Source organism: Methylomarinum sp. Ch1-1 (assembly GCF_030717995.2).
Classification (GTDB): Bacteria; Pseudomonadota; Gammaproteobacteria; order Methylococcales; family Methylomonadaceae; genus Methylomarinum; species Methylomarinum roseum.
The window spans coordinates 1,981,868-1,999,846 of record NZ_CP157743.1; the positions used below are offsets into that span (position 1 = coordinate 1,981,868).

Below are 17,979 nucleotides of genomic sequence, written 5' to 3' on the forward strand. Positions count from 1 at the left end.
ACAACCCTTTGATTAAACACGGCTAACTTCCAGTATTCTGCATTGCTGGATCAGTTCCGTAATCGGTTCAGGCAGGCATTGCAACGAACGTTTTCGCGGACGTTCAGTCACCGCTCTCAAATAATCTCTGTCAAACCGCTTTTGTCTCGGAAAGCACGCGTTCAGTCCAGATTTAATGTCTTCAGCGATCGTTTTATATAATCGCCACGGCGTCAGTTCACGGGGGCCATCCAGTTTCGTGAGCGCTCGCGCAAAACAGCGCTGCGCGATCTTCTCCGTAACTGCGGCATAAAGCAGTTTGCCATGCAAATACAGTTCGGCCAATGCGCTGTCTTTACGGGCACGTAATTGATCGATCGCTAACAGACTTTTCATCCGTTTGATCACGAGTTCCACTTGCCAACGCACCCGATAGAGCGCGGCGGCGGTTTTTGTATCAAGCAATTCAACCGGTACGGACGTCAAAATCAAGACCCATTCACTGAGGACCAGCGTTTTTTCCCGAGCCATACGACCCTTATTTTGTGCTCTAAGCTTCGCTTTGCGGCGAGCTTGTGCGGCTTTTCCCGCCGGTAACGGCACCGCATGCAGCGTGCAGGCTATTCGTTTCTTATCATGGCACAAGTAGACCGGTATAGCTCCCGTTTGCTTTCCCAGACTTTGCAAACGCTTCTCCCAGTCGATTTTCATCATGCCACCTTGGCCGTCATCCTCGTATAAATTCATGCTGTGCGCGTTATAGCGCAGAACAATATCTCCGCCTCGATCGATGAAAGGCACCAACGACTTAGGCTGATTGTAGCCACGATCAATCAACACTACATCGCCCGATGCCAGCGCATAATGATCAAGGCTTTCGCCGACCTTATCCGTACTCACTTCGACCTGGCGCAGCCTCAGGTTAATCAAGTCTATCGCTATATGTAGCCGATACGTGGTTTCTGTCGCCCCCGGTTCCTGGATGGTCGAGCCATCAATGACAACAAAGCTCAATGAACCGCTTTCGACAACCTGTTCCAACCCAAATACGCCGGACAGCAAAGATTTTACCCAAGGAACACAAGCCGCCAGTCTTTTTTTACCGCCGTGTCACTCAGGTAGCCCTGTAACTGAGCTACCTCGCCGGCACAGCCGCGCAAGGAGAAATCCAGACCACAGTAAAGCATCACCAGCTGTAACAGTTGTAACGGTGAGCGTATTTTGCGCGCACGAGCAAAGGCTTTGAAGTCATAGGCCTGTTGTTGGTAATCGGCTGGCAGTTCTTGCACAAATTGTTCAAAACGGGTATCTATTGAATGCGGTTGCTGCATAGGGTTTTTCACTTTCGTAGGTCAAAATACCCTATGTGGTGGCCGCACCTCCAACTTTCAACTTCTAATCAAGGACTTATCGCCTTAAGTTGGCGCTTATGCCGTAAGACCCTGTCCATGCTCGACCTTAATAAAAAAGTGGGCCAGGAGGGGGAGTTATCGATTGATCTTGAGTCTGGCATCGCCAAAGGGGTTTACTGGGCCATTATGTTGATAGTATTGATCGCGGTGTTTAATGTTTTGGATCTTGAATTGGTCTCGAAACCTTTGGATGCCTTGGTTAGCCAGGTATTTAAATATGTGCCGAGGCTGGTAGCGGGCGGGGTGTTGTTGTTGGTCGCCTGGCTGTTAGCAAGCATAGTTCGAATGTTAGTGGTTAAGGCTTTGGACGCCACTGATCTGGATGAGAAACTGGGGGCTGGCGAAGGTGTTGTTTCGACCAGCAAGAATATCGGTAACGTAATTTACTGGTTCACTTTTTTGCTTTTTCTGCCTGCGATTCTCGGCGCTTTTCAGCTCGAAGGCTTGTTGATCCCGGTGGAAAACATGGTCAATTCGATATTAGCGATGCTGCCGAATATTGTCGCTGCTGCTGTTATAGGTCTGATTGGCTGGTTTGTCGCTAAAATACTTCGTGACATCGTGTCCAACTTGCTCGCGGCTGCCGGAGCAGACAAGTTTGGCGCGCGAATGGGACTGGAGCAAGGAATGGGGATTTCCCATCTGGTGGGCACGTTGGTGTTTTTCTTCGTCTTCGTTCCCGCGCTGGTAGCGGCCTTGGATGCCCTGAAAATGGAAGCGATATCGGCGCCGGCAACGAATATGCTCAATATCATACTGCAGACAATCCCAGACATTTTCGCGGCAACGGTTATTTTGGTTATCGCGTTCTTTGTCGCTCGATTTGTCGCAAATCTGGTGACGACACTATTGCAAGGGATGAATTTCGATAAGATTCCTTCGGCGCTGGGCTTGGAAGAGGTGTTCGTCGAGGAGGTTACGCCTTCGATTATGGTGGGTAAGTTACTGATCTTCTTCGCTATGTTGTTTGCTGCGATCGAGGCGTCCAATCAATTGGGATTAGATCAAATAGGCGGATTGATCACAACTTTCGTCGAGTTTGGCAGCAAGATTCTGTTGGGTTCGGTTATTTTGGCTGTGGGTTTTTGGCTGGCCAATATCGTTTATCGGGTCATTATGAGCGGAAGCGGTCAAAGCAAAGTCGTGGCTGGCATTGCAAGATTTGCGATTCTGGGACTAGTCACGGCAATGGGCCTGCATGCCATGGGATTGGCTGATGATATCGTTAACATGGCCTTTGGCTTGATCTTAGGAGCGATCGCTGTCGCGGTAGCGCTTTCATTTGGCTTAGGCGGTAGGGAAGCGGCCGGCAAGCAAATGGAATATTGGTTCAAGCAAATGCGAGGAGAGCCTTAAAAATTGCACGCTTTGCGACGCTTCAAATATTTTTGTTTGTTTAAATGTAATTACTGCGTATTTTTATCAGAGGGAGTCGATTATTGATTTATCGGGCTGTCTGCAACAGGCAGATTTTTGCTCTGACCGCCAAGGAAGGCGGAAATGTAGAAAATGCAGGAGCAATTTTCTACCTGCAAAATCGGCATTTCCACCCTCCCTGGCGGTCAGATTCCGCGCTCAAGTCTACGGGGGGCGTATTCTGTGGCAAGTTACTGATAGTAAAGTAAATTATATGCTGAATAGTTGCCTTTGAACTTAAGCTGTTGGCGGACGATGCGTTTGAACTGTGATAACCTGATTTATATTGCAGGCTTAAATGTTGAGTATGGCTTATGAAATTTAAACGGGTTCTGTCTTTGTTGCTTCTTTTTATTTTTTTTGCCGATGGCTTTTGGGCGCAAGCGGAGCAAAGCAAGCCTATAGCACAGCGTTTGGTGCAATGGAATTCTGAAGTGGAGAAATCCACCGGGAAGCTAGAGAATTCGGAGCTAGATGACGATGAGCTTAAAACGCTGCGTGGAAAACTAAGCGAAATACGTGAAAAAGCGCGCTCGGCTGCTGGCGAAATCGATTTGGCGCTGGAACCGCTAAGAGATGAACTTGAGGCGCTTGGACCGGAGCCAGCCGAAGACGAGCCTAAGGAGTTGGCGAGCATCGCGGAAAAAAGGAAGTTATTGAACCGGCGCATAGCCATCATGGAGGGACAGCGCAAAGAAGTGGAACTGTTGCTTTCCCTGCTGGAAAAAACGCTTAAACAACTGTCCGCTATTCGTATCGACCGATTTACGCAAAAAACATTCGCTAGGGACGTTTCCGCATTAGCCCCGGAAATATGGCGAAAGGGGATGGCTGATTTGGTGGATGAATTCATCGAGACGCGGCAGCAATTTAATAAATGGCAATCGGAAAAAAAATTCAGCAAGCATTTAAAAAGGACGTTTATTTATTTAATCGGGGTTCTGTTCGCCTGCTCATTGGTGATTTGGCCGGTCAGTGTTTGGCTGTCGCGGAAATTCGCTGATGTAGCGAAGGAAAGAGCGCCGACTTATCTGGACTTGTTGCGGGCGGCGTTAATCGTCATATTGGTAAGGTTTTTACCGCCGATGGTGTTGGCCCTGTCCGCCTACTTGGTTTTGAGTTATGGTTTTGAGCTGGGTGGGGTTAGCCGCGATAGCGCCTTTTTTGTGCTGGCGGCTGTGCTGATGATCGCCTTGGTGACCGCTGTCAGTCGTGCCTTGTTGTCCCCTGACAGCAGGCATATGCGTTTGATGCCGCTGGGCGATGATGCCGCACGTTATATCCATAGAATTATCATAGCTTTGGCCGGGGTGTTCGCAATCGACATGATATTGGGCGCCTGGCTGAGCGGAAGTGGCGCCTCGCTAGAGCTAACTGTGCTGAGAAAATTTGTCATCGGGCTATTAATCGCCGGACTATTGTTGGCGTTGGTTGTGCGTCGCTCATTATGGTTATCATCGACAAGCGAGCATCCAATCATAGGCGGAAAATCGTTGTTTTGGAAAGGACTTTGCGGGCTGATTATGGTCCTGGCGTTGACGATACCCATTTCGGCTATCGCCGGTTATGTCTCTTTTTCCCGGCTTCTTGCCACCCAGATCATACTGACCGGTGGGCTTTTCATTTTGGTCAGCGTAATCATCGCCTTGTGTAGCGAGGTAATTGATGAATTATTCAATAAGGATGCCGTCCTCGGTTCCAAGGTTAGGTTTAATCTTGCCTTAACCGAAGAAGGCAGCGAGCTTCTGCGTTTTTGGATTAAGGTCGCGGTCAAGCTGATCGTCTATGTGACTGCGGTTTTACTGCTTCTAGTGATGTGGGGAGCAGGGGGAGAGGATCTCAGCGACTGGCTGTATCGGGCATTTTTCGGCTTTAAGGTCGGTGGCGTCACGGTATCCATCGCGGCTATATTTTTCGCGATCGCGCTGTTTTCCGGTGTATTGGTGCTGACCCGTCTGTTGCAAAACTTTCTCGAATATCGGGTTTTAGCGAAGACCCGTATCGATTATGGCGTTCAGCATTCCATCCGGGCTTCAGTCGGTTACATCGGTTTCGTTCTCGCCGCATTGTTCGCCATCTCGACGTTAGGCATTGATCTGGGCAAGTTGGCGATTATCGCCGGCGCGCTCTCGGTAGGCATCGGCTTTGGGTTGCAAAATGTAGTCAATAATTTCGTGTCTGGATTAATATTACTCGCCGAACGACCGATTAAGGTCGGAGACTGGGTTGTCGTCGGCGACAAACAAGGCACGATTAAGAAAATCAATGTGCGGGCCACGGAAATACAAACGTTTGATCGGGCCTCGGTTTTTATTCCCAATTCGGATTTGATATCCAATCCTTTATTAAATTGGACTCATGCCGACAAAACCGGTCGAGTCATTGTGCCTGTCGGTGTCGCTTATGGATCCGATACGCAAAAAATAAAGGACATATTATTGCAGGTGGCGTCCGCTCATCCAGCTATTTTTAAGGTCCCGTCCCCCACGGTAATATTCAAGGGCTTTGGCGATAGCAGCTTGAATTTTGAGTTGCGTGCTTTTATTGAAGACGTGGGCAATGTGGTAGCGGTCAATAGCGAGCTTTGTTTCGCCATCGATGCGGCATTCAGGGAGCATGGCGTCGAAATCCCGTTTCCTCAACAAGATATTCATTGGAAGGATTTAGCAAGACTGGAAAGTTTGGTGATGAAGATTATTTCGGACAAACGCTCTGGCCATGATAATTCATGATCGGGAATGAGACGTTCTGGCGACCCTTAAGGTAAGTTGAAGGGGCGTGACAAAGCCCTGCTATCGCACTTTACATTGAAAAAAATAAGTAATAATCTTTATTTCCATAACCATAATAAGACTAATTGGGGTAATAAGGCATGAGAACTGTATTATTACTGACGGTTGTTATCGGGACGTTGTTATTTTTCATCTTCAAGCCAGGCGTTTGGCAAGTTTCAACGGGCTATGATGTTTATCAATATGTTGAGGAATGCAAGGCGGAGCTTGGAATCACCCGGAAATTGCCGCAACTCTCATGCCTAGACGGTCAACAGGTTCCGATCTATGTCGATGAACTGGAAATTCAGCAAGATAACTGGGAACAATTGTCCGATGCCAAAAGATGCGACAACCCTCACTGGTTAGGCGGCGACATGGGGTGTTGGACTTATTCTCATCTACAAGTGCTTAATCTCGATGATGACAATATCATGGTGGTGAATTGCCGACAGAAAGGCAATCAGTTGGAAAAAAACTGGTTTCGGAAAACCAAGGCCAACCTGGGAATGAATCAGCAGCAAAGAAAGCAGCAATACCAGAGCGCTTCGGTTGCTGAAAAAAAGGAACTTTATTATCTTTACAATACCTTTAACGATATTGGCATCATTCTCCGTAACACCAAGACGGGAAAAAGTTGTTACTTGACTCAGTATGGCAGCGCCGTTGCCGGTTTTTTGCCGCCACTGGATAAGCCGCTTCCGAAGAAGGACGATTTTTTAGCGCGATTCGATCCCGAGCAGGCAAGACCGCCGAAGGATTTCCCCGAGCAGTTGTGGTATCGCGATGCCAACCAGGCTTTTAAATCACCGCAGGAGACCGCGTCCGCCGGCTGTGTGGCTTGTCATAACGCACATGGCGTTAAGTACAGTCCTTATATTAATTCGAAGCATGGCTTGCCTGATATTTTTTCGATGGCTAAGTTACCTTTTCTGCCAGTAGGCGAACCTTTTAAGGATTTCTTTGCTAACGCCGACATACTTCAGGTCACCACCGATCCCATCGATGGCGAACAGCAACTTTGCACGCGCTGCCACAATATGACTACCTCGGGCACCTGTGGTTACAGCATTGATATTGCAACGGACCATCCCATTGGCGTATTAAGCGCATGGTTAACGACGAGTTCGAGAAACAGCTGGATGCCGCCGGTCAATGTCGATTCGGCGCTCGTTAAAAAGCATGTGGCGGCGATGAAATGTTGTTGTCAAAATCCCCAGGCGCGAGGCTGCAAGACCCGTAAATTCGGTCCCACCAAGGCGGATCTTCCCGAGGGCTTTGCAGAGGGGAAGGGCTGGGTCAGCGGACAGGAACCAGGGCTGTGTGCAGCCGTTATGGACTCACTGCAATGGAACGCCGCCGAATACTAGTGCAGCTCCATTTTCCTCTGACGAGTTATCGCCTTAAAAAAGGGGACAGCTTAAAAAAGGGGACAGGCTACTTTAACCGCTAGCGATGTCCTATCTCTCGCGGCACTTGCACTTCCCTGTGCGGCGGCCGCTAGCGATGTCCTATCTCTCGCGGCACTTGCACTTCCCTGTGCGGCGGCCGCTAGCGATGTCCTATCTCACGAGGCACTTGCACTTCCCTGTGCGGCGTAAGGGCTGATTGCAGCATCTGACCTTGGTCAGAACAAAAATCGGCCATGCCGCGCACACTTCTTCCAGAGCTGCCTGATACCATATTTGCACCTACATTCATAATTGCCGGCAGAATAACAGCAATTCCCAATTTGAGTATTTTTGCGGGGTTTAGGGCATGGGGTGTGTCTGTCGAGGAGCGCCGTTCACCCAGCACCTAAATTATCCTGTAATGTAAAATATAGTCCAGTAGCCATGGAATTTAGGTGCTGGGTAAACCCATCCCTGGGGGCTTGACGGCAGCATCCTTGCTGCCGACATCCACGCCAAACACACCCCATGCCCTTTTTGAACGCCAAAGTGGGAATTGCTGGCAGAATAATACTGACTATGTACTTGCCCGCATTGCCAGAAGGGGGTAAAGGGGGTTATGAGTATTCGCCGGGGTGCGGCATCATGATTTGCGGGCGAGCCTCTGGTTTGGGGGAACTAAATTGATGTTTGTCAATCATATTCAAGCAAATGAAGCCCGCATTTAACTGATGCGGCTGATTAGGCCGCTCTGCTCAGCGAGCACGTTTTTTTCAACAAATCTCGCCTCGTGGGCAAGATGCAGGCAAGTTTTCTGGTTATACTGCAATGGCCGGCGAATATTAAGTTGTTTTTCATGGTGCAGATGATTATAATGGCGAGCTGTTTTAGTTCGCGAGCGTGGCGGAACTGGTAGACGCGCTGGATTTAGGTTCCAGTGGGGTAGCCCGTGAGAGTTCGAGTCTCTCCGCTCGCACCATTTTCCCCAAGTTATAGTTAACGATGGTCACCGTTAATTTCCCCAGCTTCATATAGCCGATTTCCGGTATCCAGGATACAACCTAATTATTAATTTTTTGAGGTAAAGTAATGCAAGTTTCTGTCGAAAAGACATCAGAATTAAGCCGCAAGATGACTGTCAGCATACCTGAAGAAGTCGTTCAGGAAAAAATGGAAGTGCGTTTTAAGTCATTGGCGCGTGAAGTTAAACTTGATGGCTTTCGTCCTGGCAAAGTACCGCTCAATGTGATTAAGAAAAAATTTGCCGACCGGGTCAGAGGCGAAGTGTCCGGTGATCTGATTCAAAGCACGTACTTCGAGGCTCTGCAACAACAGGACTTGATTCCGGCCGGTCATCCGCATATTCATCCGGCCGATAATTCAGAAGGCTTTGAATATGTCGCGGAATTCGAAGTGTATCCGGAAATTTCGCTGGATGTCGTCGATCAGTTGGAAATCACCCGGACTTCGTCGACGGTTGAAGAGGCTGATCTGGATCAGATGATAGACAAGTTGCGTGAGCAGAAAAAAGACTGGAATGCCGTTGAGCGAGCTTCCCAGGAAAATGATCGCGTTACAATTCATTTTTCTGGTGTCTGTGACGGTGAGAACTTTACCGATGGGAAAGTCGAGAACTACCAGGTAGTTATTGGCGGCAAGCAGATGATTTCGGGGTTTGAAGAGGAATTGGTGGGCTTGGAGGCAGGCGCCAGCAAGACCTTTGACATTACCTTCCCGGAACAGTACGGTAATGATAAGCTGGCGGGCAAGCAGGCTCAGTTTGAAATCGAGGTGATCAAAGTCGAAGAGCCGGTACTGCCGGAAGTGAATGCCGATTTCATCAAAGCTTACGGCATTGAAGACGGTGAAATGAGCTCGTTCCGTGACGATGTCAAAACTAACATGGAAAGAGAACTGGAGCAGGCGTTAAAAGGCAAGCTGAAAAATGCCGTGATGGATGCGATCTATCAAAACATCACCGTCACCACGCCCAAGGCCTTGGTTGACCAGGAAATTCAGCAGCTGATGCAGCCCTATGCAGAAAATGCCAAAAAGCAGAACTTGAAGCTGGAAGACCTGGATCTGCCGAGGGATGCCTTCGAAGAACAGGCCAAGCGCCGCGTCGCGTTGGGTTTGATTTTGGGAGAAATTATCCAGAAAAATGAAATCAAGGTCGATAACGAAAAGGTTAGGGAGACCATTGAAAACATGGCCAACAGCTATGAAAAACCGGAAGACGTGATCAACTGGTATTATGCCGATGACAGCCGCTTGGACGACGTCAGACAAATTGTTCTGGAAGATCAAGCCGTTGAATGGGTGGTCAATAAAGCGAAGCTGTCCGATGAAACGGTCAAATTTGATGAAGTAATGAGCGGTCAACACCAACATTAATGAAGGGTTATAAGTATGTTTAATAATCAGAATGGAACGGAGCAAATAATCTCGCCTCAGGCGGCCGGTGGTCTGGTGCCTATGGTTATTGAGCAGACTGCCCGTGGTGAGCGTTCTTTCGATATTTATTCGAGGTTGTTGAAGGAGCGGGTCATCTTCCTGGTCGGCCAGGTCGAGGATTATATGGCGAATCTGGTGGTCGCCCAGCTATTGTTTTTGGAGTCTGAGAACCCGGACAAGGATATCCATTTATATATCAACTCACCCGGCGGTTCGGTGACTGCGGGGATGGCGATTTACGACACCATGCAGTTTGTCAAAGCCGATGTCAGTACGATGTGTATCGGCCAGGCCGCCAGCATGGGCGCCTTGTTATTGGCCGGAGGCGAGGCCGGCAAGCGTTATTGTTTGCCGCATTCCAGGGTGATGATTCATCAACCGCTCGGTGGGTTTCAAGGGCAGGCCTCCGATATCGATATTCATGCCAGGGAAATTTTGTCGATCAGGGAAAAATTGAATAAGGTGTTGGCCCGTCATACCGGGCAGAATCTGGAGAAGATCCGTCAGGACACCGATAGGGACAACTTCCTGAGCGCCTATGACGCTGCTGAATATGGTTTGATCGACCAAGTGCTGACCCATCGTAGCGTTTAACGGCTAAAGATTGGTAATTTTTTCGGTTTCGATATATTCTTTGAACTGTCGAAAGTTAATACATCGGGTGTGATGTTAGTGGAGCCTAGTATATGAGTAAAGACAGAAACGGCAATGACGATGAGAAGCTGCTGTATTGTTCTTTTTGCGGAAAAAGTCAGCACGAAGTCAGAAAGCTTATTGCCGGACCTTCAGTCTACGTATGTGATGAATGCGTAGAGCTCTGCAATGACATCATCAGGGACGAGTTGTCGGAAAATGAATCAGCGGTGGGCAATGGTCAGTTGCCTAAGCCGAAAGAAATCAAGAATGAGCTCGACAATTATGTCATAGGCCAGGAAAGCGCCAAGAAAATTCTTGCTGTGGCGGTCTATAATCACTATAAACGTCTGCGCAGTAAAAATAAAAAGGATGAAGTCGAACTGGCGAAGAGCAATATTCTGTTGATCGGCCCGACCGGTTCGGGTAAAACCCTGTTGGCCGAGACGTTGGCCAGGTTGCTGGATGTGCCTTTTACCATCGCCGATGCGACGACCTTGACCGAAGCCGGCTATGTCGGCGAAGACGTCGAGAATATCATTCAGAAAATATTGCAGAAATGCGATTATGATGTCGAAAAAGCCGAAACCGGCATCGTTTATATCGATGAAATCGATAAAATTTCGCGTAAATCGGACAACCCGTCGATTACCCGCGATGTATCCGGGGAGGGCGTGCAGCAGGCTTTGCTGAAGCTGATTGAAGGGACTGTTGCTTCGGTGCCCCCGCAAGGTGGGCGCAAGCATCCGCAGCAGGAATTTTTGCAAGTTAATACGGCTAACATCCTGTTTATTGTCGGCGGTGCATTTGCAGGCCTCGATCGCGTGATCAAGGCGCGTTCGGAAAGAGGCGGCATTGGCTTTTCAGCCGAGGTCAAAAGCAAGGATGACAGCAAGAACCTGGGCGAAATTTTCGCCGATGTCGAGGCTGAAGACTTGATTAAGTATGGCCTGATCCCGGAATTTGTCGGGCGTTTGCCGGTTGTGGCGACGCTGGAGGAACTTGATGAAGCGGCGTTGGTGCAGATCTTGACTGAACCGAAGAATGCGCTGGTCAAGCAGTATCAACATTTGTTTGAAATGGAAGGCGCGGAATTGGAGTTCAGAGAGGATTCTCTGGCGGCTATTGCTCGTAAATCGATGGATCGCAAAACCGGCGCCAGGGGCTTGCGCACTATCGTCGAGAATGTGCTGTTGGATACCATGTATGATTTGCCTTCAGACGACAGCATTAAAAAGGTCGTCATCGATGAAGGCGTGATCACCGGAGAGTCGGATCCTATTCTGGTTTACGAAACGGAAGCGAAAAAAGTCGCATCTGATTCCTAGTATTCAGTCATGTTATATATGACGGGTACATGGTAGGCGCCAGCCAATCCAAATTTGAGCATTTTTGCTGTGTTTAGGGCATGGGGTGTGTCTGTCGAGGAGCGTCGTTCACCCAGCACCTAAATTATCCTGGAATGTAAAATATAGTTCAGTAGCCATGGAATTTAGGTGCTGGGTAAACCCATCCCTGGAGGCTTGAGGGCCGCATCCTTGCGGCCGACATCCTCGCCAAAACACACCCTGCCCTTTTGAGCGCCAAATTGATGACATGGCTGCGGTAGGTGCGAATTTATTCGCAGTGCGCGGCCTAAATCTGCACCTACATTCACAATTGCCGACAGAATAATATTGACTATGTGCTGGCTTTGTCCGCAATTAACGGCTGACCACCGTTTCTTGGCTGCTTGGTCGAGCTAACAACGCGACGGCAGTTGCTGAGTGAGCACGTCAATCGCCGATAACTAAAACGGGCATTTTCATAAAAATGCCCGTTTTTTATGCGTCCATTTTTACCACCCCACTTGCTTTTTGTAATATTGGCCTTATATATAATACTTACGATGAGTAATTTGAAATTCCGCTAATGGAAGCAATTGAAATGACCGATTTAATAAATAAAGATGACTTGATTCCTGTGCTGCCGCTACGTGATGTCGTGGTTTATCCGCACATGGTGATTCCATTGTTTGTGGGCAGGGATAAGTCGATTGATGCGCTGGAAGCGGCGATGAAAGATGACAAGCAAATTCTGTTGGTCGCGCAAAAACAAGCGGATGTTGACGAGCCCGGGTTTGATGACTTGTATCGGGCCGGTACGTTGGCGAATATTTTGCAATTATTGAAATTGCCGGATGGCACGGTTAAGGTGCTGGTGGAAGGGAGTCAGCGTTGCAAGGTGCACAAGTACCAGGAAGTTGAAAATTACATCTGCGCATTGACGACAGAAATCGAAGATGAGTTGAATATTTCCGATCAGGAGTTGGAGGTGTTGCTACGGACGGCGATCAATTCCTTCGACCAGTATGTCAAGCTGAACAGTAAGATTCCGCCCGAGGTTTTGAACTCGGTGTCGGGTATCGACGATCCAGGCCGGTTAGCGGATACCATGGCCGCTCATATGTCGATGAAGGTCGAAGAAAAGCAAAAGATGCTAGAGATGGCTAATGTCACCGAGCGTCTGGAAGCATTGATGACCTTGATGGAGGGTGAGGTCGACCTGTTGGAAATGGAAAAAAGAATACGCGGTCGAGTCAAGAAGCAAATGGAGAAAAACCAACGGGAATACTATCTGAATGAGCAAATGAAGGCGATTCAGAAAGAGTTGGGCGAAATGGATGACGCTGTCAATGAAATTGAAGAGCTGGAGAAGAAGATTGCTACCGCCGGCATGTCGAAGGAAGCCAAGGAGAAGGCCGAAGCCGAGCTGAACAAGTTGAAACTTATGTCGCCGATGTCGGCCGAGGCGACCGTGGTGCGCAATTATATCGACTGGATGGTCAGTGTGCCCTGGAAAAAGAAAACCAAGGTGCGTCATGATCTGAAGCTGGCGGAAGAGGTGTTGGAGGCAGAACATTACGGCCTGGAGAAAGTGAAGGAACGGATCTTGGAGTATCTGGCCGTGCAGCAACGCGTCAAACAGTTGAAAGGACCGATTTTGTGTTTGGTCGGCCCTCCGGGCGTCGGTAAAACCTCGCTGGGACAATCGATCGCGCGCGCCACCAATCGTAAGTATGTGCGGATGGCTTTGGGCGGGGTCAGGGATGAAGCGGAAATCCGAGGGCATAGACGCACCTACATCGGCTCGATGCCGGGTAAGATCTTACAGAATATAGCTAAGATTAAAACCCGCAATCCGATGTTCCTGTTGGATGAAATTGACAAGATGGCTGCCGATTTTCGCGGTGATCCGGCTTCCGCACTGTTGGAAGTGCTGGACCCGGAGCAGAATCATACCTTCGCCGATCATTATTTGGAAGTCGATTTTGATCTGTCCGACGTGATGTTTGTCGCGACCGCGAATACGATGAATATTCCCGCGCCGCTGATGGACAGGATGGAAGTAATCCGTTTGCCCGGCTATACCGAGGATGAAAAAATCAATATCGCCTTACGTTTTTTAATTTCGAAGCAAATAAAAAACAATGGCTTGAAGTCTTCCGAGATCGAGTTTTCCGAAGATGCGGTTAGGGATATCATTCGTTATTACACGCGTGAGGCGGGCGTGCGCAGCTTGGAGCGAGAAATATCCAAGGTCTGCCGCAAGGTCGTCAAGGACTTGTTATTGAAAACCACTACTGGCGGAGAAGTCATCGATGCGGAAAGTCTGCAGAAATATCTGGGTGTCAAACGCTTCAGTTATGGCATTGCCGAGGAAAAGGATCAGATAGGGCAGGTGACCGGACTGGCCTGGACCGAAGTTGGTGGAGAATTGTTGACAGTCGAAACTGCGGTGATGCCGGGTAAGGGCAAGCAGCTGGCGACCGGTAAGCTGGGAGATGTGATGAAGGAGTCGATCGAAGCGGCCGTGACCGTGGTCAGGAGTCGTGCCCCAGGGCTGGGGATAGATGAACAGTTGTTCCAGAAGAACGACATTCATATCCACGTGCCGGAGGGCGCCACGCCAAAGGATGGGCCCAGCGCCGGCATCGCGATGTGTACCGCAATAATTTCGGCGTTAACCAAGATCCCTGTGCATGCTAATGTCGCAATGACCGGAGAAATCACCTTGCGAGGCGAGGTGCTGCCGATTGGCGGTCTGAAGGAAAAGCTACTGGCTGCGCACCGAGGTGGCATTACCACGGTGTTGATTCCGGCGGAAAACGAAAAAGATCTGGCGGAAATACCGGAAAATATCAAGCAGCATCTGGATATCAAGCCGGTACACTGGATAGAGGAGGTCTTGGAAGTGGCTTTGCAGCGCATGCCCGAGTCGACCGATAAAAGTATCTCGACTCAAGCAGGCTGCAAAAAGGTGAAAAAGAAGCAGCAAAGTGTGATGGCGCATTAAGCCGATTGGTAACTATTCAGCGTCTTTCAGGATTTAGGCGGCAGGTCATTGAATTCTCGGGACGCGTTCACCCAGCGCCTAAATACCCTAGGTTATTGGCTATGATTAATAATCTTCGTTATTAGATGCTGGGTGAATACTTCCCTGGCAGCTAACAGCATTCTTCTTCACGCTGCACTTGCACTTCCTTGGCGGTCAGAGCAAAAATCCGCCTGTTGCAGACAGCCTGATAAATCAATAACCTACTTCCTCTGATAAAAGTACGCTGGATAATTACGTCGATTTTTCATAAGCGATGGCAGTCGCCCGGTTTTTCGGTAGACCCGTTGTGTTGGTATCGATGTCGCCATTTTATTTGGCCGAAATCTCTGAAAACCGTACGCGAGTCACCGGGAGTTGGCTTGCGGGGATCATGCGAAATAGACCTCAAAAGCTTAAATATCAAGGCTTGCAGGGTTTTTGTGCTTGACAGCGATGAACGCCAATTGATATAAATATCGCTGTTTCTGGATAAGAGGCTGGGGGTCGGTTTTTTTAAAGAAACGGTTAGTTCAATACAATAACAAGCTAATAGTTTGCGCCGTATAAGTTAGAGGTCTTTTATTTATCTTATCTATTGGCATAGCGTAGCTATGACGGGGTCTATATTTATCCAGCGGGTCGATAAAGGCTGTCAAGGGCGGATCGGTGGGCAAACTATTAATCTGAGCATAATTAACATTCACATCCTAAGGGGAAATAAATGAATAAATCGGAACTTATCGATGCAATCGCTGATTCAGCGGATTTAACAAAAGCAGATGCGGGTCGCGCTTTAGACGGCTTTATTGCTGCCGTAACCGATGCATTGAAAAACAATGATTCAGTCGCATTAGTGGGCTTTGGCACTTTTGCGGTCAAAGAAAGGGCCGAAAGAAAAGGTCGTAATCCCCAGACGGGCGCCGAGATCACCATTAAGGCGGCGAAAATTCCTTCATTTAAGGCTGGTAAATCGTTAAAAGATGCTGTAAACTAGTCTCTCTTTAGTCGGGTGCTTAGCTCAGCTGGGAGAGCATCGCCCTTACAAGGCGAGGGTCGGGGGTTCGATCCCCTCAGCACCCACCAGACTTTGGAGCGGTAGTTCAGTTGGTTAGAATACCGGCCTGTCACGCCGGGGGTCGCGGGTTCGAGTCCCGTCCGCTCCGCCAAATATCAAACCCCGGACCTTATGGTTCGGGGTTTTTTTTTGCATGAAATTTGTTATAGCCTGAATAAACGGGCTTTACTTCTGTTTAAAGGCAGGACATATGCTACAAAAGATTAGAGATAAATCGCAGGGCGTATTCGCATGGGTCATTCTGATACTCATCTGTGTCCCTTTTGCATTATGGGGTATTCAGAATTATCTGGGAGGCGGCAAAGAGGCGCCAATTGCATCGGTAGGCGATAAAGAATTTTATCAACAGGATCTCAGCAGAGCGTATTCGCAATATGCCCAGAATCTGGCCGGCATGAACTTTGACGAAGAAGTCATCAAGCAGCAAGCCTTCAATAAACTGATTCGTGACGAAGTGTTGCATCAGCATGTCCGCGATGAAGGCTTGGTGGTCACCGACCAGACGGCCAGGGATTTTATCAAAAGTCTGGATTATTTTCAGACCGACGGCAAGTTCGATAAGCAGCAGTACAAGGCTTTGTTAGGTTCTCAGCGCATGTCGTCGGCGGAGTTTGTTGATCGCATCAAAAAGGCCTTGGTGATGGAGCAGTATCAAAAAGCCATTACCGACAGCAGCTTCGTCACCCAGGGCGATATCGACCGTTTTTTTGCGATCCAAAATCAAACTCGGGATATCGCTTATCTCAGCGTGCCGTTAAAAGATGTCACGGAACAGCCAAGCGCAGCAGAGATCGAGGCTTATTATCAACAACATCAAGCGGCCTATCGGACGGAAGAGCAGGTTGCCATTGCTTATCTGGAATTGTCTTTGGACAAGCTGGCCGCGGACATCGACGCCAGTGAAGAGCAGTTAAAAAGCTATTACCAAGAACGGAAAGACCTCTATACCACTAAAGAGCGTCGAAGAATCAGTCACATGCTGTTTGCCTTTGCTGACGATGCTGACGACGAGGAGACGCTGCAACGGGCCTTAAAAGCCAAACAGCGGCTGCAGAGCACCGATTTTGCGACGCTGGCCGCAGAAGTGTCTGACGACAAGTTAACCGCTAAAAAAGGCGGAGACCTGGGCTTGTTCAATGTCGGCGTCATGGAGAAGGCGTTTGAAGAGGCCGCCACCAGCCTGGAGCTAGGCGAGGTTTCGGAGCCGGTGAAGTCGGAATTCGGTTATCACCTGATCAAGGTCACCGAATTGGTTCCCGGCGAAGTAAAACCCTATGACAGCGTAAAAACCGAAATCGCTAAGGCCTATAAAAAAGCGCAGGCGGAAACTCGTTTCTATGAACTGGGGGAAACGCTGGCGGAAGTTAGCTATGAGAACCCTGGCAGTCTGCAGGCGGCTTCGGAAGCACTGGGTCTAACCATTCAGAAAACCGGACTGTTTAGCCGTAATGCCGGGGAAGGCGTGGCGGAACAGGAGGCGGTTCGTAATGCCGCGTTTTCCGAAGAGGTTCTGAAAGGCAATAACAGCGAGCCCGTCGAAATCGGTACCGACAAGTTGATCGTGTTGAGAATGCTGGAACACAAGCCGGCAACGGTTAAAGAGCAGGACGAAATCAAACCGGCCATTATCACCGCGATACAGGCGGAAAAGGCCAGAGAGCAAGCCAAAGAGAAAGCGGCGGAAATCAAGAGCGCGCTATTGGACGGACAGTCGATGGCCGAGGTCGCCGAAACATATCGCTTGAAAGTCAATACTATTGAAGATTTGAAGCGTAACAGCAAGAAATTAAGCTGGCCGGTGACACAGGCTGTGTTCAAGGCCGCCAAACCCATGGCCAATAAGCCTACTGTCATTGTAGCCGCCGATCCGGATGGCTCACAAAATGTCGTCAGCATCACCGCGGTGACGGAAGGCGAGATGAGTGAAAGCGACAAACAAAAGCAGCAGTTGGCCGAGAAAAATATTGCCAATGCTTTCGGTCAGAACACATTCAACGCGGTGCTGTCGAACTTGGAAGCCAAGGCGGATATTTCCATTCGCCCCGAAAAATAAGCCCGGTATTGTTTAGGCGTCATCCTCCTCCCCCCCCCACGTCATCGAAGGCCGCGGGGGAGGGTGTCGCCGCAATCGGTCGGTCAACCCAGCTCGCTATCCAGCTAAATTGGCGCTAATCCTCAGATTTGCAACGCGAATAGGTAAATTTAGGCGATAGTTATGTACCCGCGTTTGCTAATCAATTACACTAAATAGATTGTAATCTGAAGTTTCCTAATAATTCGGAAGTAATCCGTTGTAGCGTCTAGAGCGACATTATTTTTAACAGGGTTTGCGTGAAACATGGCAAATCCATTAAAAAATACCCCTACAAGTCAGGATACCCCCCTAAAAACTGGGAAACTTCAGTTGTAATTATTCAGCGTATTTTATCAGAGGGAGTAGATTATTGATTTATCGGGCTGTCTTGCACAGCAATTCCCACTTTGGCGTTCAA

Annotated in this window: 11 protein-coding genes and 3 tRNA genes; 12 read left to right on the forward strand and 2 right to left on the reverse strand. The window is 48.9% G+C overall.

The annotated features are described in order from the left end of the window. Positions 1-12: 12 nt before the first annotated feature. Together Q9L42_RS09330 and Q9L42_RS09335 are read right to left on the reverse strand one after the other, a co-directional pair. Positions 13-1,041, reverse strand: a complete 1,029-nt coding sequence (locus Q9L42_RS09330) for a transposase (protein ID WP_305908711.1) — start codon at positions 1,039-1,041, stop codon at positions 13-15. 5 nt (positions 1,042-1,046) lie between these two features. Then, positions 1,047-1,310, reverse strand: coding sequence for a hypothetical protein (locus Q9L42_RS09335; RefSeq protein ID WP_305908710.1), 264 nt, complete (start codon positions 1,308-1,310; stop codon positions 1,047-1,049). On the opposite strand from Q9L42_RS09335, the gene Q9L42_RS09340 reads away from it, so the two are divergent. From Q9L42_RS09340 to Q9L42_RS09395, 12 genes are all read left to right on the forward strand, one after another. Further along, on the forward strand, positions 1,296-2,747 hold the full coding sequence (locus Q9L42_RS09340) for a mechanosensitive ion channel (protein WP_349432669.1): 1,452 nt from the start codon (positions 1,296-1,298) through the stop codon (positions 2,745-2,747). The genes Q9L42_RS09335 and Q9L42_RS09340 overlap by 15 nt on opposite strands. Before the next feature lie 374 nt (positions 2,748-3,121). Then, a complete protein-coding gene (locus Q9L42_RS09345) occupies positions 3,122-5,539 on the forward strand; it encodes a mechanosensitive ion channel domain-containing protein (protein ID WP_349432670.1) in 2,418 nt (805 codons plus the stop codon). A 140-nt stretch (positions 5,540-5,679) separates the two neighbouring features. Further along, complete coding sequence (locus Q9L42_RS09350; protein WP_349432671.1) at positions 5,680-6,948, forward strand: hypothetical protein; 1,269 nt, start codon at positions 5,680-5,682, stop codon at positions 6,946-6,948. Between the two features lie 915 nt (positions 6,949-7,863). Beyond that, positions 7,864-7,948: transfer RNA gene (locus Q9L42_RS09355), tRNA-Leu, on the forward strand. 110 nt (positions 7,949-8,058) lie between these two features. Beyond that, positions 8,059-9,363 (forward strand): trigger factor, encoded by a 1,305-nt coding sequence (gene tig, locus Q9L42_RS09360; protein WP_305908704.1) that lies wholly within the window; start codon positions 8,059-8,061, stop codon positions 9,361-9,363. Positions 9,364-9,378: 15 nt separating this feature from the next. Then, on the forward strand, positions 9,379-10,017 hold the full coding sequence (gene clpP, locus Q9L42_RS09365) for an ATP-dependent Clp endopeptidase proteolytic subunit ClpP (RefSeq protein ID WP_305908703.1): 639 nt from the start codon (positions 9,379-9,381) through the stop codon (positions 10,015-10,017). A gap of 92 nt (positions 10,018-10,109) precedes the next feature. Next, entirely contained in the window at positions 10,110-11,384 is a 1,275-nt protein-coding gene (gene clpX, locus Q9L42_RS09370; RefSeq protein ID WP_305908702.1) for an ATP-dependent Clp protease ATP-binding subunit ClpX, read from the forward strand. Between the two features lie 598 nt (positions 11,385-11,982). Further along, a complete protein-coding gene (gene lon / locus Q9L42_RS09375; protein WP_349432672.1) occupies positions 11,983-14,391 on the forward strand; it encodes an endopeptidase La in 2,409 nt (802 codons plus the stop codon). 742 nt (positions 14,392-15,133) lie between these two features. Continuing rightward, entirely contained in the window at positions 15,134-15,406 is a 273-nt protein-coding gene (locus Q9L42_RS09380) for an HU family DNA-binding protein (RefSeq protein ID WP_305908701.1), read from the forward strand. Positions 15,407-15,419: 13 nt separating this feature from the next. Beyond that, positions 15,420-15,495 (forward strand) — tRNA-Val (locus tag Q9L42_RS09385). Positions 15,496-15,501: 6 nt separating this feature from the next. Next, positions 15,502-15,578 (forward strand) — tRNA-Asp (locus Q9L42_RS09390). Positions 15,579-15,677: 99 nt separating this feature from the next. Further along, complete coding sequence (locus tag Q9L42_RS09395; RefSeq protein ID WP_305908700.1) at positions 15,678-17,540, forward strand: SurA N-terminal domain-containing protein; 1,863 nt, start codon at positions 15,678-15,680, stop codon at positions 17,538-17,540. The last annotated feature ends 439 nt before the right edge of the window (positions 17,541-17,979 follow it).

Coding starts and splice junctions, on each gene's coding strand:
- Q9L42_RS09340 (WP_349432669.1), top strand. CDS start 1,296: ATGCGGTTGCTGCATAGGGTTTTTCACTTTCGTAGGTCAAAATACCCT.
- Q9L42_RS09335 (WP_305908710.1), bottom strand. CDS start 1,310: ATGCAGCAACCGCATTCAATAGATACCCGTTTTGAACAATTTGTGCAA.
- Q9L42_RS09345 (WP_349432670.1), top strand. CDS start 3,122: ATGAAATTTAAACGGGTTCTGTCTTTGTTGCTTCTTTTTATTTTTTTT.
- Q9L42_RS09350 (WP_349432671.1), top strand. CDS start 5,680: ATGAGAACTGTATTATTACTGACGGTTGTTATCGGGACGTTGTTATTT.
- tig (WP_305908704.1), top strand. CDS start 8,059: ATGCAAGTTTCTGTCGAAAAGACATCAGAATTAAGCCGCAAGATGACT.
- clpP (WP_305908703.1), top strand. CDS start 9,379: ATGTTTAATAATCAGAATGGAACGGAGCAAATAATCTCGCCTCAGGCG.
- clpX (WP_305908702.1), top strand. CDS start 10,110: ATGAGTAAAGACAGAAACGGCAATGACGATGAGAAGCTGCTGTATTGT.
- lon (WP_349432672.1), top strand. CDS start 11,983: ATGACCGATTTAATAAATAAAGATGACTTGATTCCTGTGCTGCCGCTA.
- Q9L42_RS09380 (WP_305908701.1), top strand. CDS start 15,134: ATGAATAAATCGGAACTTATCGATGCAATCGCTGATTCAGCGGATTTA.
- Q9L42_RS09395 (WP_305908700.1), top strand. CDS start 15,678: ATGCTACAAAAGATTAGAGATAAATCGCAGGGCGTATTCGCATGGGTC.